This window comes from Bombilactobacillus folatiphilus, from assembly GCF_023380265.1.
Classification (GTDB): domain Bacteria; phylum Bacillota; class Bacilli; order Lactobacillales; family Lactobacillaceae; genus Bombilactobacillus; species Bombilactobacillus folatiphilus.
Map to the genome: position 1 here is coordinate 1,543,360 of NZ_CP093366.1, position 25,565 is coordinate 1,568,924.

Annotated in this window: 28 protein-coding genes and 1 riboswitch; of the genes, 11 read left to right on the top strand and 17 right to left on the bottom strand. The window is 39.9% G+C overall.

The window, feature by feature from the left end; translation table 11 throughout:
* Window positions 1-7: 7 nt before the first annotated feature.
* The 10 genes from fabZ (MOO45_RS07655) to fabZ (MOO45_RS07700) are packed head-to-tail and all read right to left on the bottom strand — an operon-like array spanning window position 8 to window position 6,976.
* Entirely contained in the window at window positions 8-448 is a 441-nt protein-coding gene (gene fabZ, locus MOO45_RS07655) for a 3-hydroxyacyl-ACP dehydratase FabZ (protein WP_249514321.1), read from the bottom strand.
* A 20-nt stretch (window positions 449-468) separates the two neighbouring features.
* Window positions 469-912 (bottom strand): acetyl-CoA carboxylase biotin carboxyl carrier protein, encoded by a 444-nt coding sequence (locus MOO45_RS07660; protein ID WP_249514322.1) that lies wholly within the window; start codon window positions 910-912, stop codon window positions 469-471.
* Window positions 912-2,144 (bottom strand): beta-ketoacyl-ACP synthase II, encoded by a 1,233-nt coding sequence (gene fabF, locus MOO45_RS07665; protein WP_249514323.1) that lies wholly within the window; start codon window positions 2,142-2,144, stop codon window positions 912-914. Before fabF ends, MOO45_RS07660 begins: the two co-directional genes overlap by 1 nt.
* 10 nt (window positions 2,145-2,154) lie before the next feature.
* A complete protein-coding gene (gene fabG / locus MOO45_RS07670; protein ID WP_249514324.1) occupies window positions 2,155-2,889 on the bottom strand; it encodes a 3-oxoacyl-[acyl-carrier-protein] reductase in 735 nt (244 codons plus the stop codon).
* Window positions 2,873-3,817, bottom strand: a complete 945-nt coding sequence (locus tag MOO45_RS07675; RefSeq protein WP_249514325.1) for an ACP S-malonyltransferase — start codon at window positions 3,815-3,817, stop codon at window positions 2,873-2,875. The genes fabG and MOO45_RS07675 overlap by 17 nt, the downstream gene beginning before the upstream one ends.
* Window positions 3,818-3,819: 2 nt before the next feature.
* Complete coding sequence (locus tag MOO45_RS07680) at window positions 3,820-4,773, bottom strand: nitronate monooxygenase (protein ID WP_249514326.1); 954 nt, start codon at window positions 4,771-4,773, stop codon at window positions 3,820-3,822.
* Window position 4,774: 1 nt separating this feature from the next.
* Window positions 4,775-5,023, bottom strand: coding sequence for an acyl carrier protein (locus MOO45_RS07685; protein ID WP_249514327.1), 249 nt, complete (start codon window positions 5,021-5,023; stop codon window positions 4,775-4,777).
* Window positions 5,024-5,050: 27 nt separating this feature from the next.
* A complete protein-coding gene (locus tag MOO45_RS07690; protein ID WP_249514328.1) occupies window positions 5,051-6,022 on the bottom strand; it encodes a beta-ketoacyl-ACP synthase III in 972 nt (323 codons plus the stop codon).
* A gap of 5 nt (window positions 6,023-6,027) precedes the next feature.
* Window positions 6,028-6,477 (bottom strand): MarR family winged helix-turn-helix transcriptional regulator, encoded by a 450-nt coding sequence (locus MOO45_RS07695; protein ID WP_249514329.1) that lies wholly within the window; start codon window positions 6,475-6,477, stop codon window positions 6,028-6,030.
* Between the two features lie 55 nt (window positions 6,478-6,532).
* Window positions 6,533-6,976: a 3-hydroxyacyl-ACP dehydratase FabZ gene (fabZ, locus tag MOO45_RS07700; protein ID WP_249514330.1), complete on the bottom strand. Its 444-nt coding sequence runs from the start codon at window positions 6,974-6,976 to the stop codon at window positions 6,533-6,535.
* A gap of 181 nt (window positions 6,977-7,157) precedes the next feature.
* Between fabZ (MOO45_RS07700) and MOO45_RS07705 the strand changes: the two genes are divergently transcribed.
* A complete protein-coding gene (locus tag MOO45_RS07705) occupies window positions 7,158-7,928 on the top strand; it encodes a biotin--[acetyl-CoA-carboxylase] ligase (RefSeq protein ID WP_249514331.1) in 771 nt (256 codons plus the stop codon).
* A gap of 36 nt (window positions 7,929-7,964) precedes the next feature.
* Here the strand turns inward: MOO45_RS07705 and MOO45_RS07710 are convergent, their stop codons facing one another.
* Window positions 7,965-8,591, bottom strand: a complete 627-nt coding sequence (locus tag MOO45_RS07710) for an NAD-dependent epimerase/dehydratase family protein (RefSeq protein ID WP_249515194.1) — start codon at window positions 8,589-8,591, stop codon at window positions 7,965-7,967.
* 71 nt (window positions 8,592-8,662) lie between these two features.
* On the opposite strand from MOO45_RS07710, the gene MOO45_RS07715 reads away from it, so the two are divergent.
* The gene (locus tag MOO45_RS07715; RefSeq protein WP_249514332.1) at window positions 8,663-9,409 is read left to right on the top strand and encodes a threonine/serine exporter family protein; all 747 of its coding nucleotides are present in this window, start codon (window positions 8,663-8,665) and stop codon (window positions 9,407-9,409) included.
* A gap of 12 nt (window positions 9,410-9,421) precedes the next feature.
* On the top strand, window positions 9,422-9,865 hold the full coding sequence (locus tag MOO45_RS07720; RefSeq protein WP_249514333.1) for a threonine/serine exporter family protein: 444 nt from the start codon (window positions 9,422-9,424) through the stop codon (window positions 9,863-9,865).
* A 241-nt stretch (window positions 9,866-10,106) separates the two neighbouring features.
* On the opposite strand, the gene mgtA is transcribed toward MOO45_RS07720, so the two are convergent.
* Window positions 10,107-12,752, bottom strand: coding sequence for a magnesium-translocating P-type ATPase (gene mgtA, locus MOO45_RS07725; protein ID WP_249514334.1), 2,646 nt, complete (start codon window positions 12,750-12,752; stop codon window positions 10,107-10,109).
* Between the two features lie 67 nt (window positions 12,753-12,819).
* Window positions 12,820-12,984: riboswitch (M-box (ykoK) riboswitch) on the bottom strand.
* A 201-nt stretch (window positions 12,985-13,185) separates the two neighbouring features.
* Between mgtA and MOO45_RS07730 the strand changes: the two genes are divergently transcribed.
* Entirely contained in the window at window positions 13,186-14,619 is a 1,434-nt protein-coding gene (locus MOO45_RS07730) for a nicotinate phosphoribosyltransferase (protein ID WP_249514335.1), read from the top strand.
* A gap of 198 nt (window positions 14,620-14,817) precedes the next feature.
* The gene (locus tag MOO45_RS07735; protein WP_249514336.1) at window positions 14,818-15,882 is read left to right on the top strand and encodes an alcohol dehydrogenase catalytic domain-containing protein; all 1,065 of its coding nucleotides are present in this window, start codon (window positions 14,818-14,820) and stop codon (window positions 15,880-15,882) included.
* 67 nt (window positions 15,883-15,949) lie between these two features.
* On the opposite strand, the gene MOO45_RS07740 is transcribed toward MOO45_RS07735, so the two are convergent.
* On the bottom strand, window positions 15,950-17,398 hold the full coding sequence (locus MOO45_RS07740) for a glycoside hydrolase family 1 protein (protein ID WP_249514337.1): 1,449 nt from the start codon (window positions 17,396-17,398) through the stop codon (window positions 15,950-15,952).
* A 200-nt stretch (window positions 17,399-17,598) separates the two neighbouring features.
* Here MOO45_RS07740 and MOO45_RS07745 point away from each other — a divergent pair, with 200 nt between their 5' ends.
* The 6 genes from MOO45_RS07745 to MOO45_RS07770 all read left to right on the top strand — a co-directional run bounded on the left by MOO45_RS07745 (window position 17,599) and on the right by MOO45_RS07770 (window position 21,577).
* Window positions 17,599-18,345, top strand: a complete 747-nt coding sequence (locus tag MOO45_RS07745) for a hypothetical protein (protein ID WP_249514338.1) — start codon at window positions 17,599-17,601, stop codon at window positions 18,343-18,345.
* Window positions 18,346-19,017, top strand: coding sequence for an ABC transporter ATP-binding protein (locus MOO45_RS07750; protein WP_249514339.1), 672 nt, complete (start codon window positions 18,346-18,348; stop codon window positions 19,015-19,017).
* Complete coding sequence (locus MOO45_RS07755; protein ID WP_249514340.1) at window positions 19,014-20,159, top strand: ABC transporter permease; 1,146 nt, start codon at window positions 19,014-19,016, stop codon at window positions 20,157-20,159. Before MOO45_RS07750 ends, MOO45_RS07755 begins: the two co-directional genes overlap by 4 nt.
* Window positions 20,160-20,319: 160 nt before the next feature.
* A complete protein-coding gene (amaP, locus tag MOO45_RS07760; protein WP_249514341.1) occupies window positions 20,320-20,874 on the top strand; it encodes an alkaline shock response membrane anchor protein AmaP in 555 nt (184 codons plus the stop codon).
* Window positions 20,875-20,889: 15 nt separating this feature from the next.
* Window positions 20,890-21,075 (top strand): DUF2273 domain-containing protein, encoded by a 186-nt coding sequence (locus MOO45_RS07765; protein ID WP_249514342.1) that lies wholly within the window; start codon window positions 20,890-20,892, stop codon window positions 21,073-21,075.
* A gap of 13 nt (window positions 21,076-21,088) precedes the next feature.
* Window positions 21,089-21,577, top strand: coding sequence for an Asp23/Gls24 family envelope stress response protein (locus MOO45_RS07770; RefSeq protein WP_249514343.1), 489 nt, complete (start codon window positions 21,089-21,091; stop codon window positions 21,575-21,577).
* A 74-nt stretch (window positions 21,578-21,651) separates the two neighbouring features.
* On the opposite strand, the gene MOO45_RS07775 is transcribed toward MOO45_RS07770, so the two are convergent.
* The 4 genes from MOO45_RS07775 to rhaD all read right to left on the bottom strand — a co-directional run bounded on the left by MOO45_RS07775 (window position 21,652) and on the right by rhaD (window position 25,561).
* A complete protein-coding gene (locus tag MOO45_RS07775; protein ID WP_249515195.1) occupies window positions 21,652-23,037 on the bottom strand; it encodes a DHA2 family efflux MFS transporter permease subunit in 1,386 nt (461 codons plus the stop codon).
* A gap of 135 nt (window positions 23,038-23,172) precedes the next feature.
* A complete protein-coding gene (locus tag MOO45_RS07780; protein WP_249514344.1) occupies window positions 23,173-24,081 on the bottom strand; it encodes an AEC family transporter in 909 nt (302 codons plus the stop codon).
* Between the two features lie 12 nt (window positions 24,082-24,093).
* Window positions 24,094-24,660: a sugar O-acetyltransferase gene (locus MOO45_RS07785; RefSeq protein ID WP_249515196.1), complete on the bottom strand. Its 567-nt coding sequence runs from the start codon at window positions 24,658-24,660 to the stop codon at window positions 24,094-24,096.
* A gap of 82 nt (window positions 24,661-24,742) precedes the next feature.
* On the bottom strand, window positions 24,743-25,561 hold the full coding sequence (rhaD, locus tag MOO45_RS07790; protein ID WP_249514345.1) for a rhamnulose-1-phosphate aldolase: 819 nt from the start codon (window positions 25,559-25,561) through the stop codon (window positions 24,743-24,745).
* Between the last annotated feature and the right edge of the window lie 4 nt (window positions 25,562-25,565).

Sequence of the window (25,565 nt, forward strand, 5' to 3'; positions counted from 1 at the left end):
ACATCACCTACTGAATTGCAAAAGTCAGTTCACCTGAGCAAGCAACTTGTTCATCAACATATGCTTTTGCCTTGCCAACGCCAATATTGCCACGTAGCTTATCTAATTTTACTTCTAAACGCAAACTGTCGCCGGGGCGAACCATTTGACGAAATTTAACCCGTTTCAAACCGCCAAAATAAGCCGTCTTCCCTTGAAATTCAGGTAAAGTCAATAATGCAATTGCTCCTGTTTGTGCCAAAGCTTCAACAATTAAAGCTCCGGGCATAACTGGATTGCCTGGAAAATGTCCTTGAAAAAATTCTTCATTAATCGAAACGTTCTTCCGACCGATGGCATATTCTCCCGGTTGATAATCCAAAATTCGATCCACTAATAGCATTGGATAACGATGTGGAATAATTTTTTGGATTTGAACAGTATCTAAAACATGCTGATTATTTTCCATTAAGTAATTTCCCTTCTCAACTATTGTGGCGTCACTGTAAATAATGGTTGATCGTATTCAACAACTTCTTCATTCGATACCAAAATGTCGCTAATGACGCCACTAATTTCGCTTTTAACTTCTGTCATCATTTTCATGGCTTCAATCACACAAACCACATCGCCCACTGCAACTTGATCGCCAACTTGCTTAAATTGGGCTTGATCAGGCGCTGGTTGTAAATAAACAATTCCCACCAAAGGTGCTTTAATCTGTGGTAAAGCAGCCGCTGAGGATTCTGGTACCGCAGCTACCGGCGTTATTGCAGGATTAGCAGCTACTGGGGATGATTGTTGCGGCTGTGTCATAGAAGCAGCAGATTGTTTGCTCAAATACAAATGACCGCCGTCAAATTCTAAATCAAGTTCGTTAATATTACTTTGATTAACTTGTTTTGTTAAAGCTTGAATTTCTTCAAACGTCATTATGCTTGCCACCTCTTCATTGCCAAAACAGCATTATGTCCACCAAAACCAAATGAGTTGCTTAACGCATAATCAGTTTGTTGTTGCACATTATCCGCCGTCACCAAATGAACATCACAGTCAGGATCTTGTTTTGTAATGCCAACATTGACCGGTAATTTACCAGACTGTAATGCCAAAGTTGTTGCCACTGCTTCCACAGCACCCGCGGCCCCCAACAAATGTCCGGTCATACTTTTCGTACTCGAAACCAAAACTTGATTATCAGCACCAAAAACTTGTTGGATGGCCTTTGATTCTGCAGAATCGTTACCTTTTGTCCCCGTTCCGTGAGCATTGATATAACCAACTTGTTGTGGCGTAATCTTCGCTTCTTGCATAGCCAAAGTCATGGCCCGTGCAGCCTGTGTACCCTTAGGATCAGGTGAAGTAATATGATAACCATCAGATGTAGCACCATAACCAACAATTTCACCTAAAATTTGTGCATGACGAGCCTGAGCATGTTCTAATGATTCCAGTACCAAAGCACCTGCACCTTCACCCATGACAAAACCCGAACGATTAATATCAAATGGCAAACTCGCTTTGGTCGGATCAGTCGCGGTAGATAAAGTTGATAAAGCTGCAAAACCTGCAATCCCAATTTGGTTAATGGATGCTTCTGAACCGCCTGTAATCATCACATCACTGCGACCGTCTTTGATTTGACGATATGCTTCACCAATCGCATTCGTACTAGAAGCACATGCAGTTACAATCGTTGTACTAATGCCATGAGCCTGATAACGCATGGACAAATTACCCGCGGCCATATTCGCAATCGCAGTCGGCACAAACATCGGCGACACGCGATCTGCACCCTTAGCGTTCATTTTGGTAACTTGCTCTTGAATCGTAGTCAATCCGCCGATTCCACTACCCCAAATCACACCAAAACGATTCTCATCAGTATTTTCCGACGTAATTTGTGCTTGAGCCATAGCCTCATCACTAGCATAGACCGCATATTGAGAAAAAGCATCCATCCGTTTGAGATCTTTTTTAGTTAAATGCTGCAAGGGATCAAAATCATCTAATTGTCCTGCCACACTGACGCCAGTTTTGGCCGGATCAAAATGTGTAATCGGTTCAAAACCTACCTTTTGAGCGTCCAGACCAGCTTGAAAACTAGCGGTATCATTACCAATGGGGGTTAGTGCGCCTAATCCCGTAATCACAACTCTTGTCATTATTATCTCCTTACTGCATGGTCAATCCGCCGTCAACGGTAATGGTTTGACCAGTAATATAGTCATTTTGAGCCAAAAAAACAGCCGTTTGGGCGATTTCTTGAATTTGACCAAATCGTTTCAGCGGCACTTGTGCAACAATCTCTTCCTGACGTTTCGCACTTAAAGCTTGCGTCATTTGTGTATCAATCATTCCTGGAGCAATCGCGTTGCAACGCAAACCGCGCAAAGCAACTTCTTGCGCAACGGATTTTGTCAAACCAATAATGCCTGCTTTACTAGCCGCATAGTTAGCTTGCCCAATATTACCTGTCAAGCCGACCACACTAGATAAATTAATAAAGCAGCCTGAACGTTGTTTATACATTGGACGCAAAGCTTGGCGAATCACATTAAAAGTTCCAACCAAATTAGTTTGCAAAACACTATTGAAATCTTCCTCTGACATCCGGTTTAATAATCCATCACGTGTAATACCAGCGTTATTGACGACGACATCAATATGTCCGACCTGTTCCATAATTTGTGCAATCAGATTTTTGGCAGAATCCATCGAAGTCACATCAGCACTAAAATCCCAGCATTGAACACCATACTGGGTAATTTGTGCTTTAATTTCATCATCAATCGCATGACGAGCATTCAAGATAATATGACTGCCCTGACGAGCAAATTCTTGGGCAATTGCCAAACCAATACCACGTGAGCTACCTGTCACTAAAACCGCTTTATCTTTCAAATCCATTTGTGGCTGCCTCCATTGCGCTTACTGTTTGTTGCAACGCATCAAAACTATCCAAACGATAAGATGGAATTTTGCCCAACACTTTTTTGGTAAAGCCTAACAAGGTTTTACCTGGACCCACCTCGATAACTTTATCTAATGGAGCAAGTTGTTGCAAGGTGTCTGCAAAATAAGTGGTATGCACCAATTGTGCTGTCAAATTCGACGTAAGTGTTTTCGGATCAAAAACACGTTTGGTTGTTGTACTATAAACTGGGAAGTTGCCTTGCTTCCAAGCTATTTTTTGCAATTCTTGTTGCAACTGAACTTGAATTGATTGCATCACTGGCGTATGGAAAGCGCCACTGACATTTAAGGGAACAACCCGCGCTTGATTTTGTGTCGTCAATTGCTCGACCACCTGATCAACAGCTTCTGGAACCCCACCGACAACGATTTGACTAGGCGTATTCACATTAGCCACACCAACCGCGCCTAAAGAAGTCGCCTGTTGCACCGTTTTATGAACCGTTGCAAAATCAACTTTCATAATCGCAACCATCTGGCTAGGTGTTTGTTCGCTAGCTTGCTGCATCAATTCACCGCGACGCTTAATGACCCGCAAGACTTCCTCTAATTCCAAATAACCACTACATGCTAAAGCACTATATTCACCCAAACTCAAACCTAAACCGCAAGTTTGCTTAGGTAAATAAATTCTAATAACTTGGAACAAACTCCAACTCATTGCCACAATCGCTGGTTGCGCATATTGTGTCTGCGCCAATTTATCAGCATAGTAATCATCGAACAATAAGCTAGGAAGATCCATTTGCAACAATTGTGCCGTATGATCCAAACTACGCCGATAAAGTGGTAGTTGATCATACAAATCTCGTGTCACACCTGTTTTTTGTGCACCTTGACCACTAAACAGTAATCCTAGCATTTTTAGTGCTCCCCACTTAAAAGCTTATCAGCTTGATTATATACTTCTTCCAAAATTTCAGCAGCTGGTTGTTCCTTTTTGATCAATCCCGAAATCTCACCAGCCATATACGCACCAGTTTTGGCATCGCCGTCTAAAACTGCTCGCCGTAAACTACCATTACCTAATTCTTCAATATTGCTATAATCAGGATGATCTTTTGCTGCTTCAGCTTTTTCTAACTTCACGTATTTTTTAGCCATTTGATTTTTCAAAACACGGGATGGATGACCAGCAAAATCACCTGTCACCATCGTGCTAGCATCTTTAGCCTTAAGCACTGCTTGCTTATAAATTGGATGCACTTTAGATTCTGTCGCAACCAAAAAGCGCGTCCCCATTTGGACACCTTGAGCGCCTAACATTAACACAGCAGCTAGACCGCGACCATCGGCAATTCCACCGGCAGCAATGACAGGAATATTGACAGCATCAACGACTTGCGGCAATAAAGCCATCGTCGTGAGTTTACCAATATGACCACCAGATTCCATACCTTCGGCAATCACCGCATCGGCACCCACACGTTCCATCATTTTAGCCAACGCTACTGAACCGACAACCGGAATCACTTTGATGTCGGCAGCCTTAAATTGTGTAAAGTAATCGCCAGGATTACCCGCACCGGTCGTGACTAACGCAATTTGATCTTTATGCGCCAACACAACTTTTACAACTTCTTCCACATGAGGCGATAATAACATAACATTGACGCCGAACGGGCGATCCGTCAAAGAAGTAGCAACTTCAATTTCGTGTGCCACAACTTCACCAGACGCATTCCCAGCGCCAATAATCCCCAAGCCGCCAGCGTTTGAAACAGAGGCAGCTAATTTGCCATCAGCGACCCACGCCATGCCACCTTGAAAGATTGGATACTTAAGCCCCAGACTCTGAATAAACGGACTTAATTGCATGTTAATCTTCCTTTTCTGCTAATTGTTTTTTGACAAAATCAACCAAATTTTGCACTGTTTGGATGCCATCTTCATTTTCAATCTTGATGTCAAATTCATCTTCTAATTCGTTGATAACTTCAAAAATATCTAAACTATCAGCATTCAAATCATCTTTGATATTAGCTTCTAAAGTCACAGCTTCTTCATCTTCACCAGTTTGGTCCACAATAATTTCTTTTACCTTGTTAAAAATTTCTTGATCTGTCATTTGTAAAACTCCTTAGTTTGTTTAAATTTAATAAATTAACGCTAAACTGCCCGCCGTCAAACCGCCACCAAAACCACTTAACACTAATTTTTGTTGACGCGTAATAAGACCTTGGGCTACACTTTGTGCCAACAAAATCGGCACACTTGCAGCTGATGTATTACCAAATTCAGCTACATTTTGTAAAAATTTATCTAATGGTTGATCCAAATGTTGAGCAATTACTTTAAGCATTCGCCCATTCGCTTGATGCAATAAAAAATGATCAACATCAGCCAACGACCACTGCGCTTGTTTCACAACTTTTTGAACGGAATCCGGCACAACATGCGTCGCAAAACGATATACAGCATGACCGTCCATTTGAAAATAGTGCTGTTTGGCTTCTGTCGAATCTTTCGTAAACGCTGAATTTAAAGGTAAATAACCCGCCGTCAAGGCTTGAAATTGATCACCCAAAGTCTGTAAATCTTCGGCCACAATTCCCGGTACTTGCGGCGCAGCTTCCACTAAAACACCACCGGCGCCATCACCAAACAAAACAGCGGTTGAACGGGCTTGCCAGTCGATCAACTTGGACAGTGTTTCTGCCCCAATGACCAAACCTCGTTGATAAGAACCCTGCAACAATTTATCTGCTAAAGCTAACGCGTAGATAAACCCTGAACAAGCCGCACTAATATCAAAGGCAAATGCTTGACTAGCTCCTAAACGTCCTTGAACTAAAGCCGCGGTCGACGGAGTTTGATAATCAGGAGACATCGTCGCTACAATAATAAAATCAACGCTTTTTGCTTCCACATTAGCCTGGGCCAATAACTGCTTGGCCACTTGATAAGCTAAATCGGAAGTTTGCTCATTTTCAGACAAATGACGCTGCTTGATTCCCGTCCGCGAAGTAATCCACTCATCAGATGTTTCCATCAGTTGAGTTAAATCATCATTCGTGACAATTTTTGGTGGTACATAATAGGATGTTTGTTGAATTCTTAATCCCATCCTGTTTACTCCTTTGTATTATCAATATGAGCTGGAAATTCCAAAAACGCGCGCAAATTCAGTAACGCATGTTCAATGATTTCCACTTGACTTTGATTAAAGCTTTCAATAAATTTAGCGACCATTCGGCGATGAAATAGATCATGAGCACGATAAACTAACCGTCCCTTGCGTGTTAAACCCAAGCGGACAATCCGGTGATCATCTTCACCATAAATTCGCACAACATAACCTTTACGCACTAGATTACCGACCATCGTTGTCACGCTGCCCGGTGTAATCATCAATTCTTTAGCCAATTTCGAACTGGTCTTATGCTCGTACATTGTAATCGCATCAATCGCATGCATTTCTTTGACCGAAATATCTTTAAAATCGCTCTTTTTCAGTTCGCGTTCTTCAACTCGTAAAATGTCAGTGTACACGATTGTTAATAACTGATTAATACGTTGCATTTCATCATCCAAGAAGGTTTCGCCTCTACCTTACCGACCAAATAATTGCAACTTATCAGTTGTCACCCTCATTGTCTTCAACAATAAACATCAAATCTGCGGTGACCGCTGGTTGATCATGAACCAAAGCGACACAACTAACTAAGCCAATATTTTGGCGCTGTTTTTTTAATTCTACTTTTAACTGTAATTGATCGCCGGCTTTAACATCCATTAAAAACTCAGCTTGTGGAATACCTCCCAGATAAGCTGTTTTATTTTTGAAACTAGGTGAACTCAAAATAAAAATGGACGCTGCTTGAGCTAATGATTCAATTATTAAAGTCGAAGGCATAATAAATTGCCCTGGCAAATAACTATTCACAAAAGACTCATTAACCGTCACATTCTTGATTGCCATAATCGACTGATCAGCTTCCATCTCCTGAACGCCATCCATATAAAAAATGGGAAAACGATTCGGAATTAACGCCTGAATTTCACTGGAATTAAGTTTCATTGAGATCACAACAGCTCCTTAATTTATTTCAAACATCAAAGTGTTTGATGGCAGTATCATATTGCAACTTGCTTTAAAAGTCAAATTTAACTATTATTATAATATATGTTTTGCCTATTATAATCGAATTGTGCTTACTTAAGTCAATATTTTAAAAATCAAACTACTTCAAAGGAGTATCATGAATTTTCTTTCGACAAAAGCGCGTTTATTACAAAAACAATTAGGTAATTTACCTGTCCAGACTTTTTGGTACGACCAAGTCACTTCAACTAACCAAATTATCCAGCAAATGGCGCATATGATTGACTCGCACCATGCTTATCTAGTCATCAGCGATCAGCAGACCCAAGGTCATGGCAAATTCAACCGGGAATTTCACTCCGGTTTGGGGGGACTTTATCTATCTTTAGGACTAGCTGTGCCTGATTTGGATTATAATGCCGGTCTCTTGACGACTGGCATTGCATGGTTATTGAACAAAACGATTGAAAATTATTGGCAAATTAATACGCAGATTAAATGGGTCAATGACTTATTATTGGCCGATCAAAAAGTAGCTGGCATTTTAGTCGAACAGCCTCATCCGGGAATTGCAGTGATTGGTATTGGTTTAAACCTCAATCAACAAAATTTACCGCCTAACGTAGGGAACTTATTTGATACTCTCCCTACATTTAATGAGATAAATCATTTTTTAAGCCTTTTTATCCAAAATTTTTGGGAGTTTAAAGAGATCTTTACATCAGGTTTCTTTTTGTCAGATTATCAAACCAAACTTTGTTGGCTCAACCAGACGGTCACTGCCCAAGTCGGTAAACAAAAAATTCAAGGTAAAATCCTCGGCATCAATTCACAAGCAAACTTGATTTTAAAAACCACTGCGGGTTTAAAAGTTCTATCGACGGGTGAAGTCACGAAGGTGCGACCTGCCATAGGTGCAAACATCTAACATTAATTAATACTTTCAATTATTAAAAATCATTGACTAGTTGTGGCGACGCTGCAGTAAAAAACTTGGTTGATCTTGCATGATTAGTTGTAAATTTTGGCTAAAATCGGCCAAAGTCATTGGTTTAAAAAACTGAACTTGTGGTAACCATTGAATCAGTGACCAAGACCTCGCAAACCAACGATTACGCTTTTGCTGTGGACTATAAATCAAATTGGGATACACAATCCGTACCACCGAACCGAGCTGCTGTTGCCAATAAAGGGCCGTTTTATCTTTATAAAACAAATATTTACCCATAAAACTAGGCGCCCAATTAGCACTCACATAGATAATTTGTGGTGTTAACTGCTGTGTCTTCAGAAAATCGGCCACTACTTTGGCAGGCATAAAGGTCGCTTGTTGATAAGTCAAATTTTGCCGCGGACGTTCACTAAAGATGCCTACCAAATCAATCAACCAATCACATTGCTGCATCCAAGGTTGCCAATTTTTATCATGAATAAAATCTGTCTGCACAAATTGAACACTGTCTTGCAATGCCAGCGGCACGTGCCTATTCCCTGAACACGAAAAACTCGTCACCTGCCAAGAAGTTGTCTGTAACTGCTGCAACAAACCTTGACCCACAAAACCTGAACCGCCCATAATTCCTACATGCATCACCTACACCTCACTTGCAATTGAGTATAGTATAATAATGTATATTACGGTCAAAAAAAGGGGCTGCACTCATGGATAAAGATCAATTGATGGAAGTCTGTTTATTAGCTGGCCGCATTCTTGTCGAAGCTGGGTCAGAAATTTATCGTGTCGAAGATACTATGCGCCACATTGCTTTTTGTGGACACGAGATGGATAATGCCGCTTTCACCAGTTTGACAGGCGTCTTAATTAGCTTTAAACAGGCACCTTATACGCGCTTTACCCAAGTGGTACGCCGCGGAATTGATATGAATCGCATTGCGCAAGTTAATACTTTATCACGACAATTTGAAGCTGGAGACATTAGTTTGGATGATTTTCAAATCGCCCTCAAAGCAATTCAAGCCAGCCCACCACCATTTTCTCTAGCCATGCAAACTTTTGGTGCAGGACTGGAAAGTGCTTGTTTAATGATTATTTTTACCCAAAAATACGATTGGCATGATTTTCTTTTTGCTTTTGTCATTGGAGCTATTGGCTATTGGGTCGCGATTGTCCTCGGTCAGCACACCCGCTTGCGGTTTATTGGGGAACTATTAGGTGCCTTTGTGATTGCGATGCTCACTTTATTAGCAGTCAAATATTTAGGTGGACAAAACGTCAATAATATCATTATTGGTGCCATCATGCCGTTAGTACCAGGTGTACCAATGACCAATGCGTTACGTGATTTATTTGAAGGCAATTTATTAGCTGGAATTGAGCGAGGCATTGAATCATCCATGGTCGTAGGCGCGATTGCCGTGGGCGTGGGCATTGCATTTTACTTAGTTTAAAGGAGCTTGTATATGGGACATTTAATCGTTCAAATTAGTTTAAGTTTCATTGGAACGATCGCTTTCGGATTATTTATCCAAGTCCCAAAAAATCAATTGTGCTGGACAGGCTTGGCGGGCTGTTTAGGTTGGACGACTTATTGGTTATTAATCCAGATTCACGTAGGCAGTATCCCGGCCAATTTTGTAGGGGCGTTTGTTGTTGGTATCATCGGCCTAATTCTTTCACGTATTCGTAAGCAACCCAGCACCGTATTTAATATTCCCGGTTTGGTGCCGTTAGTACCCGGAGCTAGTGCTTATCAAGCTTTAGAAAAATTCATGTCCGCACAGCGTAATGTGGCTTTGGAACAATGTTTTCATGTGCTATTAATTACCGGTGCCATTGCCTTAGGTTACGTTTTAGCTCAATTATTGGGTGAATTATGGTTTGCCCAACGACATTCCAAATCTTAAAAAAGACATGTTCCAAGGTGTCTTTTTTAGTGAAGAAAATGACTAAGAAATTTGGTGAGTAAACGATGGCCACTTGACGTGCAATCTAGAATCACGAGTAATGCAAAAATGAATAATGTCGAGGAAATGGTAATACTACCCCATGTTAATGGTTGGCTAAAGAGCCAAGTCAGACCCAAGATAATCCACGAAATGGCGAAAATTAATTGGACTGGGTATTTTAATTTCATCTTTTTATTTTTCATAGTAATTCACCAAAGCGCCGGACATACCATTTTTTGGCCACAGTTACTAACAACATATAGCCCACAATCGTCACTCCCAAGAGTAACCAAAAATTGACCGGTAAACGAACTAAGTCTAAACCTCGTCCTAAAGCCGTCCATGGTAATAAAGATCCTAAGATCACAGCACCTGTCGTCACAAAAATCATTATCTTCGATGCACGACTCTGGACAAACGGTATTTTGGATGTTCGTAACGCGTGCAACACAAAAGTTTGCGTCCACAAAGATTCTACAAACCATCCACTATTGAATAATTGGATAAAATATTGCCGCGAAGGACCGTTTGTTTGGGCAAAACTTTGTCCGAGAACTTGTGGACAAAGCCAAAAGTACAAGGCTAAATAAGTGGTCAGATCAAAAAGCGAACTGGTCGGCCCAAACCAAATCATAAAGCGGCCAATTGAATCCGCCCGCCATTTACGTGGAACCTTTAGATATTCTGAATCCATGCGATCCCACGGCAAGGATAAGCACGACAGGTCGTACGTGAAATTTAAAAACAACAATTGCAAGGGTTGCATTGGCAAAAATGGTAAGAACGCACTCGCAAATAACACTGACAACATATTGCCAAAATTCGACGAACATGTAGCCTTAATGTACTTCATAATATTGCCAAATGTCTTCCGACCAATGACGACACCTTGCTCTAAAATCAGCAAATCTTTTTGTAACAAAATAATGGACGCGGCTTCTTTAGCAATATCCACCGCCGTGTCGACACAAATTCCTACATCAGCTTTTTTCATTGCAGGCGCGTCATTGATGCCATCACCCAAAAAGCCCACTACATGTTCATTTTGCCGTAATGTTTGGACAATTTGGGCTTTTTGTTCAGGTGACACTTTGACAAACACATTTGTAGTTTCAACCGCTTTTGCCCACTGTTGAGGCGTCAGTTGACTTAAAGCTTGCCCTGTCAGAACTTGTTGAACATCAAATCCAATTTGTTGGCACACCGACTGCGTCACCAGCTGACTATCACCCGTAATAATTTTGACGGCGGTCCCATGATCCTTCAAAGCTTGAATTGCCTGAGCAGAGGTCCGTTTAGGCGGATCCAAAAAGGCTAAATAACCCACTAAAGTCATTTGCTGTTCATCTTGAACGTTAAAAGCCGTACCATTTTGCGGCTGCGGATTGAATTTGCGACTGATGGCTAGCACTCGTAAGCCTTGCTGATTCAATTGCTGCGCCTGTTGGGCTAATTTTGTGCGTAATGGCGGCGTCAAAGATACTTCTTGCCCATCAATCTCAGCTTTAGTCGACACGCTCAACATTTCCTCCACAGCACCCTTGGTCACCATTGCTACTTGATTGAGACTTGTTTGAACAATGGTACTCATCCGACGACGTGTAAAATCAAATGGCAATTCGTCGATTTTTTGTATATCGCGTTTGTCAATCTGCAATTGTTGATGCGCAGTTTCTATAATCGCCGTATCCATTAAATTATTTAATCCCGTTTGAAATTGACTATTTAAATAAGCCACGCGCAAAACTTCAAGCGAAGACTGCTGCTGCAAATCGTTATACGCCACCAAAACAATTTGATCTTGCGTCAGCGTGCCCGTTTTATCTGTACATAAAATATCCATCGCACCAAAATTTTGAATGGCATGAATATTTTTGACCACCGTGCCATTACGCGACATTTCTAAGGCACCACGTACCAAATTGGTCGTCACAATCACAGGCAACATTTCTGGTGTCAAACCAACAGCTAACGAAATCCCGAACAATAAGGCCTGCATCCAGTCACCCTTGGTCAAGCCATTTAACACGCAAACAATCGGGACCATTATTGCCATAAATCTAATTAATAGCCACGATGTTTGACTAATGCCCACATCAAAATTAGTCTGGACCGCCTGTTTATTTGCCAAACTTTGCGTCACTTTACCAAAGCGTGTGTTTGTGCCGGTAGCAATCACCACGCCTAAAGCCGTTCCGCTTAAAACATTGCTCCCCATAAAGGTCAGATTAGTTAAGTCCGTCACTTGTCCAAAAGATTCTGCAGTTAAATGCGCCTTTTTTTCCACCGGATAACTTTCACCTGTCAAAGCAGCTTGTGATACAATCAAATCTTTGGCTTGGATAATTCGCAGATCAGCAGGCACCATTGCACCCGCAGCCAATTTGACCAAATCCCCAACCACCAATTCATCTGTTGCGATTGTTTCAAGTTTTTGATCACGAATGACCTGCGTAGTCGTGCTCACCAATGATTGCAATTTTTCTGCAGCTTGATCGGACTTGACAGATTGGATCAAAGTCATCGCTCCACTAATCAAAACCATCACTAAAATAATGCTGGTTTCTAGTAAAGTCTTGTCACCAGGTGCCGCCAGCCAATAATCGGTGACAAACGAAACAACTGCTAACACAAATAAGACCACCGTAAAGGGCGTCACAAAAGCAGCCAACAACTGCCGCCCCAGTGATTTTCGATGATAATAAGTCAACTGGTTAGTTCCATATTTTTGACGCAACGACGGGATTTGGTGAGGATCAAGCCCCGCCAAGCTTGTTTTCAATCGCTTGAATATCTCACTATGAGATATTTTGGCGAACTGCAATAATTCTTTATCTGCTAACATTAAAAAAGACCTCCTTTTATTGACAAAGGAGGCTCAAAGTATGCAAAAAGCCGCAATCATGATTGCGGCTCCTTCAACATCAATTTAGCACTATTCGGCGTAAAGACAAATGTCATTAGCTACTTGGGAAATTGCCTTCGGTCGGCAGTTTCTGTCCTATACATTGGCGTTTCGCAACGTTTCTGTACAGTAGCTTGTGTCCGAATAGGAGCCTCTTTTATATTCAATTTTAATTTTAGTTATGAAAGTAATTGTTAGTGTAGCATATCTATAAGTTTTACTCAAACATTATCATACTAAAAATTATACAAATTTGCCCTGACATCATACTCATTAAGATAAACTAATGCTATACTTAGCAATGTTAAGGCTGGATACAATTGAATTTTAGAAGTTTCACCTCAGTCAAATTTCAATAAGGACTAATTAATCAATGAAAAATTTAGCAATGCTTACGGATTTGTATGAGTTTACCATGGCCAATGGCTATGACGCTGTGGCTAAAGATAAACAAGGTATTTTCGATGTTTTCTTTCGGCAAATACCTGACAACGGTAGTTTTGTGATTAATGCTGGTGTACAGCAAGTCATTGAAACAGTGCAAAACTTACATTTTAATGATGAAGATATCAAATATCTGCAATCACTCCAGATTTTCAGTGCTGATTTTTTGGATTATCTGAAAGATTTTCAGTTTAACTGCTCTATCACAGCGATTCCTGAAGGGACCCCCGTTTTCCCACGCGAACCCGTGATGACCGTGCGTGGACCGTTAATTCAGACCCAACTTCTCGAAACTTTTATCCTCAATATTTTGAATCATCAATCGTTAATTGCTACCAAAGCCCGGCGAATCACTTTTGCAGCAGAACACAAACCCGTGATGGAGTTTGGAGCCCGCAGAGCACAAGGTCCTGACAGCGCTGTGTACGGTGCTCGCGCTGCCGTGATTGGTGGTTGTACGAGTACATCCAATATTTTAGCTGCACAAATGTTTGATATTCCTGCCGCGGGTACCATGGCGCATGCTTGGGTAGAATCTTTTCCCGATGAACTGACCGCTTTTCGCAAATGGGCTGAAATTTATCCTGACAACGCCTCTTTTTTAATCGACACTTACGACGTCTTAAATTCCGGTGTGCCCAACGCTATCACGGTGTTTAAAGAACTGTCGCAAAATGGACAAACTGTTAAAGGGGGGATTCGGATTGATTCTGGTGATATTACCCAATTAACGAAGAAAACGCGGCAAGCTTTAGATGAAGCTGGCCTTCCCCAAATTAAAATCACCGTTTCCAACGCTTTAGACGAAGAAGTGATTCAATCCTTATTAAACGAAGGAGCACCGATTGATAATTTTGGCGTTGGTGAAAAATTAATTACCAGTGCTTCTTCACCAGTTTTAAGTGGCGTCTACAAACTAGCTGCCGTTGTTGAAGATGGACAATTAATTCCGAAAATCAAAGTCAGTGCTAATCGTGGCAAGTTGACCTTACCGGGCATCAAAAAAACTTATCGTTTGTATTATCCTCAAACTCACCAAGCTTTTGCGGATGTAATTGCATTAGAAGATGAGGAGATTACCAACCGTTTAACTGTCGTTGATTCTAATCCGGTTTCGATCACCAAACCAATTCAACTCAGTGACTTTGAAGCGGTGGAATTATCTCAACCTATTTTTTTGAATAAACAGGTTCAACAACTCGAAACAGACGTATTCCAAATTCAACAGCATTGTCGTGAACAATTGACTCATTTGCCCAAAGCAACTCTGAGAATTGTAAATCCTGATGCTTATCCTGTTTACATCACCACTAAATTAGCGCAATTACAGACTGATCTGGTCAATCAGAATTTAAAAAATTAATTGTTATACTTTTTCACCAAGCACACAAAGAGTAACTTTTTTAGTTTATCTTTGTGTATTTTTTCGTAAATAAAGCTAGCATTCACAAAAATAAAGTGCTACTATTTGCTTGTGAATACGTTTGCATAATTTATTGAAGGTATGCAAACTTCATAAATTATTGCAAACGCTCAATTAATAAGATGGGAAGGTATAGCAATGAAGGCAGCTCGTATTTATGGCAAACAGGATTTAAGAATCGAAGATGTCGAATTAAAAGATCCTAAAGCCGATCAAGTCCAAATTAAGGTTAAGGACATTGGTATTTGTGGTAGCGATATTCATATGTATCAAGAAGGTACGGGGATTCCTTACAAAAAACATCCGTTAACTGGCAAAACGGTACCCGTCACTGAAGGTCATGAATTTTCCGGTGAAGTTGTTAAAATTGGTCAAGATGTCAAAGATATCGCCGTCGGTGATCACGTTTGTGTGGAACCAATTATTGCCTGTGGCAAATGCGAATTTTGCCGCAAAGGTTTATATAATTATTGTGAAAAGGGTGTTGGTCCTGACGGCAGTTTACAGTTCATCGGTTTTTCTGATGATGGGGCAATGGCTGAATATGTCAATGTCAAAGATATGTATACCTACAAGCTCCCTGACGGTATGGACTATGAATTAGGCGCTTTAGTGGAACCCACCGTAGTAACTTATCAAGCTGTCCGTGACAGTGGCTTAACTGCTGGGCAAAGTGTCGTTGTTTTAGGAGCTGGCCCCATCGGCTTGTTGACGGCTTTAGTTGCCAAATATGCTGGCGCGACAACTATTTATATCGCTGATTTAGCACAAAATCGGTTAGACAAAGCTAAAGAATTAGGCTTTACAGACGTTGTCAATTCAGGTGAAGTTAACTTAATTGACAACGTTCATGAAAAATTCCCGCAAGGCGTGGATGTGGTCTTCGAATGTGCCGGCGCTCAACCAACTTTGAATCAAGCTGTTCAATTAGTCGCTCCCGCTGGCGTCTTAGAAATTGAAGCTTTGTTTAACGGTAATTACACTTTGGACATCACAACATTGCAAAATAAAGGTGCCCGCGTTTATACCATGATGGGCTATGCCAATGGCTTCCCACAAACAATTGGTATTATTAATCAACACCGGGATACTTTCAAAAAATTAATTACCAAACGCATTAGTTTAGATGATGCTGAAGAGGGTATCAAATCCTTAATGACTGATAAAACGCAAGTGAAAGTCATGATTTCACCTGAATTATAAAATAATAATTTACGATACCAAAAAGGCCCAGAAATCAAAATTCCTGAGCCTTTTTTATTGTCCAATTTTAGTCTAAATTGTCACCATTAGTCGCAATTACTTGTTGATACCAATCAAATGATTTTTTCTTGTAACGCTTGAATGTTCCTTGACCGGCATTATCTTCATCAACATAGATAAAACCGTAACGCTTAGCCATCTCACCGGTGGAAGCACTAACTAAATCAATACAGCCCCACGGGGTATAACCCATCACATCAACGCCATCATCAATCGCTGAACGAATTGCTTCGATATGCTCCCGCAAATAATCAATCCGGTAATCATCAGCTACATAATGATTAGCATCCGGTTCATCAACGGCGCCCAAACCATTTTCGACCACAAAAACCGGTTTTTGATAGCGATCAGACAATTCATTCAACGCAATTCTTAACCCTGTTGGATCAATTTGCCAACCCCAATCACTGGCTTTCAAGAATGGATTTTTGACACCACCGATTAAATTACCAGCAACCGTGTCGTTATCATCTTTAGTCACTTCAACCACGGAAGACATGTAATAACTAAAACCAATATAATCAACGGGATACTTAGCGATTAAATCCAATTCTTCTTGCGTATAATCCAAATCACTTAATGCCACACCTTCACGCGCTAATAAACTCTTCGTATAAGCTGGATAATGACCGCGAACTTGCACATCCGCACAGAAGAAATTATTCGCCTGATTAGCCTGTAAAGCCGCCAATTGATTGACTGGATTAGCATCATAACTATAAGTCGTCGCGTACAAAATCATGCAACCAATTTGTAAATTAGGATCTAATTCATGCCCAATTTTAACTGCTTTAGAACTAGCCACAAATTGATTATGCCAAGCTTGATAAATATTTTTCCGATTATTGGCGCCATTAGCGACTACTAAGCCTTGGCTCATCACTGGAAAATGTGCAGCACTGTTGATTTCGTTGAAAGTCATCCAATATTTGACTTTATCATGATAACGATTCAAGACAACTTGGGCAAAACGTTCGAAAAAGCCAATTAATTTTTTGTTTTTCCAACCACCATAAGTTTTCACCAAATTCAATGGTAATTCATAATGAGAAATCGTAATGACCGGTTCAATCTTATATTTCAAACATTCATCAATTAACTCATCATAAAATTTCAAACCTGCAGCATTCGGTTCTGTTTCATCACCCTGTGGAAAAATCCGGGACCAAGCGATTGAAAATCGATAGCACTTAAAACCCATTTCAGCAAATAAAGCAATATCCTCTTTAAAATGATGATAATGATCAATTCCCACATGATTAGGGTACACATATTTGGATTCGTCCATTGAAAAATCAAATTGAGGATCATTCATTATTTCGATCCGTTGACGACCTTGCGGCATAATATCGGGTAAAGATAAGCCCTTACCATCAGCTTGGTAAGCTCCTTCTAACTGATTAGCTGCCGTGGCGCCACCCCATAAGAAGTTCTCCGGAAACTTTGTTGTTGTCATAAAGATCCTCCCTTAATAAAATACGTAATTTAGCAATATTATATCATTTTATCAATCTGAAATTAAAGCGCAATCAATTTTCCAACACAGAATGATTGTTTTTTAATAAAGTAACTTGTTTTTTAACAGATATGGAGTTATAGTGTGGTAGTACACATATGTAGGAACCGTACACTCAGAGAAAAGGATGTTAACAATTTATGAAAAAGAAAACCAAATGGATCACCATTATTATTATTGTCCTCATTATTTTAATTGGCGGACTTTGGCTGCTTAATAGCCATCAAAACGCCAAAAAATCTGATCAGCACACACGACCACATCAACATACTTACGTTGTCAAAGCGGCTAGTCCCTTAGAGCTGTCTGGAACGGTCACTTATCAACAAAAATATGATTTAATCAAAGTTCAAAGTTGGCAATTACTCGTACAAAACGGCGCTAGTGTTTGGAAAGGTGAAAAACTGGATACTACGGGTCAATTAGCCCCCGCTAATGGTATTTTTGAGCTAGGTAATAATCAAAACAGTATTTATACCACACCTTTTAAAGCCCAGGGAACAATTTCTGAGTATGACTTAGACAAACTCAATGTCGGCGATCAAGTTAATATCAAATCGTTAACCCAACAAAAACAAGCATCACAAACTGCACAGATAACTTATCTGCAACTCAATGCTGATAAAAATTCTTCGGGTGTTTCTTATTACAACTTTGAAACGACATTGCCGCCAGTCTATCGTTTAGGCCAACATGTCATTATTTCAGTTCCTTCCAAATATTCCCAAATTGCTAAAAAAGCCGTGCACAATCACCAAGTTAAATTGAAAGATGGAACCAAAAAAGCACTGACAGCCGACCAAATCAAGCAATCCGATAATCAATACGATTATGTCGATCAAAGTTATTTAGCACCGCAAACTAAATTAGTGTATAAGGACAAATAAATGGCAGATGTAATTCAACTTTCCCAAATTCAAAAAACTTATGACCGACAATCTGCCTATGCCTTGAATATTCCCAGTTTAACCATTCAAGATGGTGAATTTGTCGCAATTATGGGGCCTTCAGGTTCGGGTAAATCTACTTTTATCAACATTTTAGGTTTACTCGACACTGCCTATCAAGGTCAGTATCAACTCAATCAAAAAGATGTTCATCAAATCAAAAGTGATCGCAAATTATCACGATTGCGGAATCAATATTTAGGCTTCGTTTTTCAAAATTTTAAACTACTGCGCAATTATACAGTTTTAGATAATATTAATTTGCCGCATATTTATAGCAAGAAACCATTTGCTTCACAAAAAGCGCGGATTTTACAAATCTTAGATCAAGTCGGTCTCAAAGATCAGGCGCACAAGTATCCAACGCAACTTTCGGGGGGGCAACAACAGCGAGTTTCCATTGCTCGGGCGCTAATCAATGACCCTCAAATCATTATTGCCGATGAACCGACGGGCGCTTTAGATTCAGCCACTTCGCTGAAAATCATGGATCTCATGCAGCAATTGCATCAAGAACAGCATAAAACGATTATCATGGTCACGCATAGCGAACTGGTCGCCGAATATGCCGATCGAACAATCAAAATCAAAGATGGGCGGTTATATCAATGAAATTTTTGAATAATTTACGAATCGCTCTGAGCAGTGTTAAAAAGCGTTTTTTTCGAAATCTGGTTTCAATTAGTGGCATTGTCGTCGGCACATTAAGTGTGTTACTAATCCTCGGACTGGGCAACGGCTTAAGTCAAATGCTCACTCAAAATATGTTCAAGGGTTTCAGCGGTGACAAACTAAAAATTTCTTATATTCCTAACGACACCGCAGGCACTTTTCAGAAGTCCGATGTTCAACTCATTCAACATTTACCTCAGGTCAAAAAGGCAAAATTAATTGATGATAATGTCGAAGCTTATCAAAACGTCACTTGGAAAGGCAAAGGCAAATCGCTCCGATTACAAGTAATCAAAAAGGGCTCTCATGAAAATCAGCTAAATACGATTGCATTGAATCGTTACGATATCAAGGGTTCTGCGCTGGACAATATCCAAATTGGCGATTATGTTTATATCCAGAACATTCCGTTTAAAGTGCGTCAATTTTATAATGACCCGATGCTTTTAATTAGCGGTGATAATTCGGGCGCCAAAATCACGCAACACGATTACCAAATTTTAAAAGGACGCCACCACGCTAATTACTCTGAGATGGACGTAACTTTAGCGAAAAATTTAACCACTAGTCAATCCACTCAGATTAAAAATAAAATTTTAACGACCTTGCAAGAAAAGGGTGCTTATCATACTTTAGGCGATTACTTTTGCCCTGACGCTAGCGCTGCTAAAAAACAGCTTGATCAAATCGTTCGCGGGATTGCAGTCTTTATAGCGGTTATCGCAGGGATTTCTTTGGTAACTGCTGGGATGGGCATTATGACCACGATGACGGCTAATATCGCTGAACGTACGCAAGAAATTGGTTTGCGTCGTTCCATCGGTGCCAGCAAACATGATATTACCCTCCAATTTTTGTTAGAAGGAACTTTATTAACGTTATCCGGTGGTCTGATTTCCGCAATTTTGGCAGTCATCATTCAATTAGGCGTGAACTCATTAAAACTCCATGGCTTCGCAATGCACGTCACAGCCACCAATTTCACAACAGTTTTATTAATTGTCTTTGTCATCGGCTTAATCTTTAGTTACGCCCCTGCTCGTAAAGCAGCCAAACAAAATATTGTGGATTTAATTCGCTAACAAAAACGCGAACGACAAACCAATTCAATTATGTATTCAAAATAGCCATTTTCATAACCGAAAATAGCTATTTTTTTCGATTATTTTTAGTGCAAAACATATCATTAGACACTGATCAATTCTTAATGCTATGATGGCCTTGAAGGAAGGAGGTGGTCGATTGAAGATCAGTAAAAAATGGTTTTTAATCATTGGCTTGCTCTTAGCTTTGCCATTACCAATCTATATTTTATGGAATAACAATACCGTTTGGCAATCTTATTTGGGTTTGAAACTGCCTGATATTGTGGCCATCAATAATTATTTAGCTTGGTATCTAATCATCGTTAGCGCGATCGTTTTAGTGATATTAATTGTTTGGATGATCGTGCTGTTATGTTGGCCCACGCGTAACAAATATTTCTTAATCCACAAACAAGACGGTCACGTCAAACTCACAAGTAAAGCCATCAACGGTTTTATCAGTGCTTCACTGGCTGATTTGCCTTATCTGGATCATCCCAAAATCAGCTCCAAATTGACTCAGCGCCGATTAAGAATCAATATTAGCGGTAATTTGGCACCCAGTGAAAATATTCAACAGCAGTTGCAGACATACTTGCAGCAACTTGAACAAGATCTTAGACAGCTCTTGGGTATTGAACAAAAACCAAAAATCGAAATTAGATTTAACAATTTTTCATCTGAATCATCATCAAAACAGCGGGTCGACTAGAAAGGAATTACTTCAATGAAGACATGGTTGAATCAAAATAGTCCTGAAATTATTGGTATTCTCGGTGGTTTCATTTTAGGCTTATTATTTTTAGCCTTCGGCTTTTTTCAAACCGTTTTTTTAATTATTTTGATGATCTTAGGCGGCGTGATTGGTCATTATTTACCACTGCTCAACCAATTGCACAATAAAAAAGAATAAAGGAGTGTTGATTATGACACAAGTAAATAATAACGAACAAATCAAAGGTGAATTAACTTACGATTCCAAAGTCATTCAAAAAATTATTGGTCTTGCTTTATCTGACATTGACGGTTTATTGACGATTGACGGTGGCTTTTTCTCCAATTTAACTGACAAATTAGTGAATAACGACGACGTCACTTCCGGGATTCATGTGGAAGTTGGGAAAAAGCAAGTTGCTGTGGATATTGATATTGTCGCCGAATACGGCATTGATATTTCCAAATTATATGACCAAATCAAAAAGCAAATTTTTGATAAAGTGAAAAAAATGACTGATTTAGATGTTGTAGAAGTCAATGTGAGCGTCGTCGACATTAAAACCCAGCAAGAACACCAAAAAGATTCGGTTAGTTTGCAAGATCGAATTAGTAGCGCTTCTAAAGACACCAAAAACAAAGTTGAACAACGTCAAAAAGCAAATAATCAAGCCAAAGCAACTGAACAACGTGTCCATTAAATAATCACATAATAAAAAAGCCTTGTCTGATAGGAATCAGCCCCTTATCAGATAAGGCTTTTTTAGTTCAATCATTATTCAGCTTTTTTTCGTAAATTAAACGCGAGAATCACACCGATAATCGCTAAAATCAGCGTAAAATACAAACCATAATGCACACCGTTCGTAAATTTGACCGCGGTACTACCACTTTGCACCGATTGACCCCAGCTCAAAAAGCTTGTCGTCAAAGCCGTGACCACAGCACCGACAACTTGTTGCATCGTATTCAAAATCGTACTTCCATCAGCCGATTCAGGTCCCTGCAAGGCATTCAAAGCATGCGTTTGTGCCGGCGACATTGCTAACGGACAGCCAATCATCAACACAATATGTGCTGCAATAATATAGCCCAACGAAGAATGCGGACTCGACAAAATCAGCATCACAATCCCAACAACTGCAATTAAAAAGCCAATGACAGCTGGTTTTTTAGCGCCTAATTTGTCATATAAACGTCCTGCAAAAGCAGACACTACTGCATTAATAATCCCACCAGGCAACATGATCATGCCCGTCAATGCTACGGGTAAACTCAAGCCGCGTTGAAAATATTGCGGCAGCAAATACATTGCCGACAAGATAATTGAAAAATCAATCATCACACCTAAAGCTCCCAAGGTGAAAGCTGATTTATGAAAGACATGTAAATTTAAAACCGGCGTTGGCAGATGTAATTGACGCACTGCATATAAAATCAAAACAAGTACACCAATCACCAATAAGCCTAACACAGTAGGTGACGTCCAGCCCCATTCACTCGCAAAGCTAACACCTAAGACAACTGCACTAAAGCCGACAATGGATTCTACGACCGACAAAACATCAACATGCGGTTTGGTAATTTGACCAACATTTTTCAAACCAAAAATTGCTAAAATTAATGCAACTAACAAAAATGGAATAAACAACCAAAAAACCCAGTTCCAGCTTGATTTTCCCAAAATAATCCCAGTCAAAGTAGGCCCAATCGCTGGTGCTAACATAATCACTAAGGCACATACACCCATGGCAGCACCCAATTTTTGTGGTGGAAAAATAGTCATTGCCACTGTAAACATTAAGGGCAAAATTAATCCTGTGCCGATACCTTGAATGACACGTCCGGTCAACAAAATTCCAAAATTAGGCGCTAACGCCGAAATGGCGGCCCCCACCATAAAATCAATCAAACCAAAAATGACAATCTGGCGCGTGGTGAACCACTTCGTTAACAAACTCGAAAACGGCAAGATAATGCCAATCACTAACATATAACCTGTCACTAATAATTGCACATTGGCTGCACTGACATGAAAAGCCTGCATCAACTGTGGTAACGCAATGTTTAATGACGTTTCCGAAAGCATTCCGACAAACGCTCCAATTAGCATACTAGACATCGCTAACCAGGGTTTACGTATTTTGACAACTGCTTCCATTTTAACCATGTAAAAACTCCTTTTACTTTCATACTTTTTTGCAACTTGGTTATCTTATCAAAATAAAAAAGTTTGTGTAAGGATTTTTTACAAAATAAATTCTATGCGTCTAGAAGATTTCTAAAACAACCGTAGTTAACCGACTAAATTCAATAAAACAGTCAATGTCCCTACACTCAACAAAGTACTCATTAATGTACAACTAGAGACTAAGTCAGGTTCTGTCTCAAATTGGATTGCATATAATGTTGTATTGGCCGCACTAGGCATGGCCGCCATCAAAATAATGATTTGCGTCAATAATTTACCCACAGATAACCAAGAACAAACCAACCACGCCAAAAGTGGAGACAACAGTAAACGCGCACTGACCGCTAAAATAATCGTGATTGGACTGATTTTTGTCATCTTCACATCCGCTAATTGCATTCCTAAAATCAGCATAATCAACGGAATTGTAATATTGCTAAGCATATTTACACTCTTCATTAAATTAACAGGAAGCAAGATATGATAATAGTGCAATAAAATCGCAGGCAAAATCACATAATTCATGGGTTGTTTTAAAATCGCCAGCACTGCTGTTTTCAGACCTTGGATTCCATGTTGATGTGATGAAGCCGCAATAAAAACGCCAACTAAGCCCATCAAAATATTATGAAAAACCATAATCATCATTGCATAGTTACTTCCTTTATTTCCAAACGCAAAGAGCACTAGTGGTACGCCATAGTTGCCACTATTTGGAAAAACCGTAGCTAACAAAAAAGCATTCAATTTACTTTTGGTGAAGTGACCCATGAAACCTACTAATAAGCCTAGTATAATCAAGCCGATCATAATCAGCACAGATGTCCAAATAATCTCCCAAAAACTATGATTCAATGTTTGGTGATAAAAAACTTTAAAAACTAAGAAGGGTAATAATAAGTACATTGCCAAGGTTGATAATGATTTTAGATTGAGTTGAAAGAATTTTTGAAAAAGATACCCTGCTAAAAATATTAGTAAAATAGGTAACATGACTTGACTAAATGCTGACATCATACTGTCCTTTCAACCTTGCTTTGGTAGTTGTTTAATAATTTTGGCTGGCGAACCCGCAATAACTACATTATCGCCAAAAGATTTGGTTACCGTCGAATTAGCACCTACAATCACATTATCGCCTAAACTGACTCCCGGTAAAATGACTGAACTGCCCCCAATCCAAACGTTATTTCCTATGGTAATGGGGCGACCCAAACCAATTAAGGCACTACGCTGGACAACATTTTGGGGATGGTCAGCGGCATATAGCTGTACTTTGGGCGCCATCAAACAGTTATTACCTATAGTTACCGTGGCAATATCCAAAATTGTACAATCATAATTACACAAAAAATTATCACCTACATGAATATTATATCCAAAGTCGCACCGAAAATTAGGCTGAATATAGGGATTTTTGCCGACAGAACCAAATAATTGCTCAATCACTTGCTCTTTTTGAATAGTAGCTTGATCATCTAATTCATTTAATTCTCTGCATAAGCGCCGTGCCCGCGTTTCATCATGAGCTAATTGCGGATCCATAATCTGATACGGTTGACCTGCCAAAAATTTATCTTTTTCACTTTGCATCATTGTCAGACTCCTTTCGATAAAAAAAGCCAAATGCCTTAAATTGGATTTGGCTTTTTTTACTGAATCAGTAAGAAAATAATTAACTTAAAAAGTGAGGATTAGCGGTGACTTGGAAGGATTTAGCCAAATCGCGTAACTGGTCATCAGTAATACTTTGTTTTATCTGTCCACCCTGTGCACCGATCTGCGAATAAATGGTTGCCGCCTTCTCAACTGTTTCAATCAAACCAAAAGTTTCATCTAATGTCGTGCCCGTTCCAAAAACACCGTGATGAGGCCACATTACAACCCGAAAATCATGCATTTTAGTAGCGGTCGCTTGCCCAATTTCATTGGTTCCGGGAGTCATGTAAGGAACAACCCCGATCCCTTCAGGGAAGACAACCAGTGATTCGGCTTGCATTTTCCATAATAATAATGAGATACTTTTTTCATTTAATTCATGGGTAAATGATAAAGCAATTAAGTTGGTTGGATGACAATGCATCACCACACGCTGATTGGCATCTACTTTTAAACGCTCAATATGCGACATCAAATGACTGGGAAATTCCGAAGTTGGCTGAGCTCCATCATCGTAGCCCCATAGTAAGTCTGCATGTTGACCATCAGAAGTGATTCTAACCAAACCTAAATCTAAATTTGGCTGATGAATCACATTTCGAAAATAGCGCCCAGTCGCTGTCACCAAGAAGTACTCCCCCGCTAAGGCACTGGCATCAAAGCCTAAATCCAGCGTCCTCTTAACATGATTTAAATCACTAAATTCACTAACATCATCTGCTGTTAAGCGTAAAGAAACATTGCCGCCATTTCTTTCATCCCAACCTTCTTGATAAGAAGCCTGTGTAATTTCGCAAACTTTTTGCACATATTTCGAATCACTAAAACTTGTCATTGGC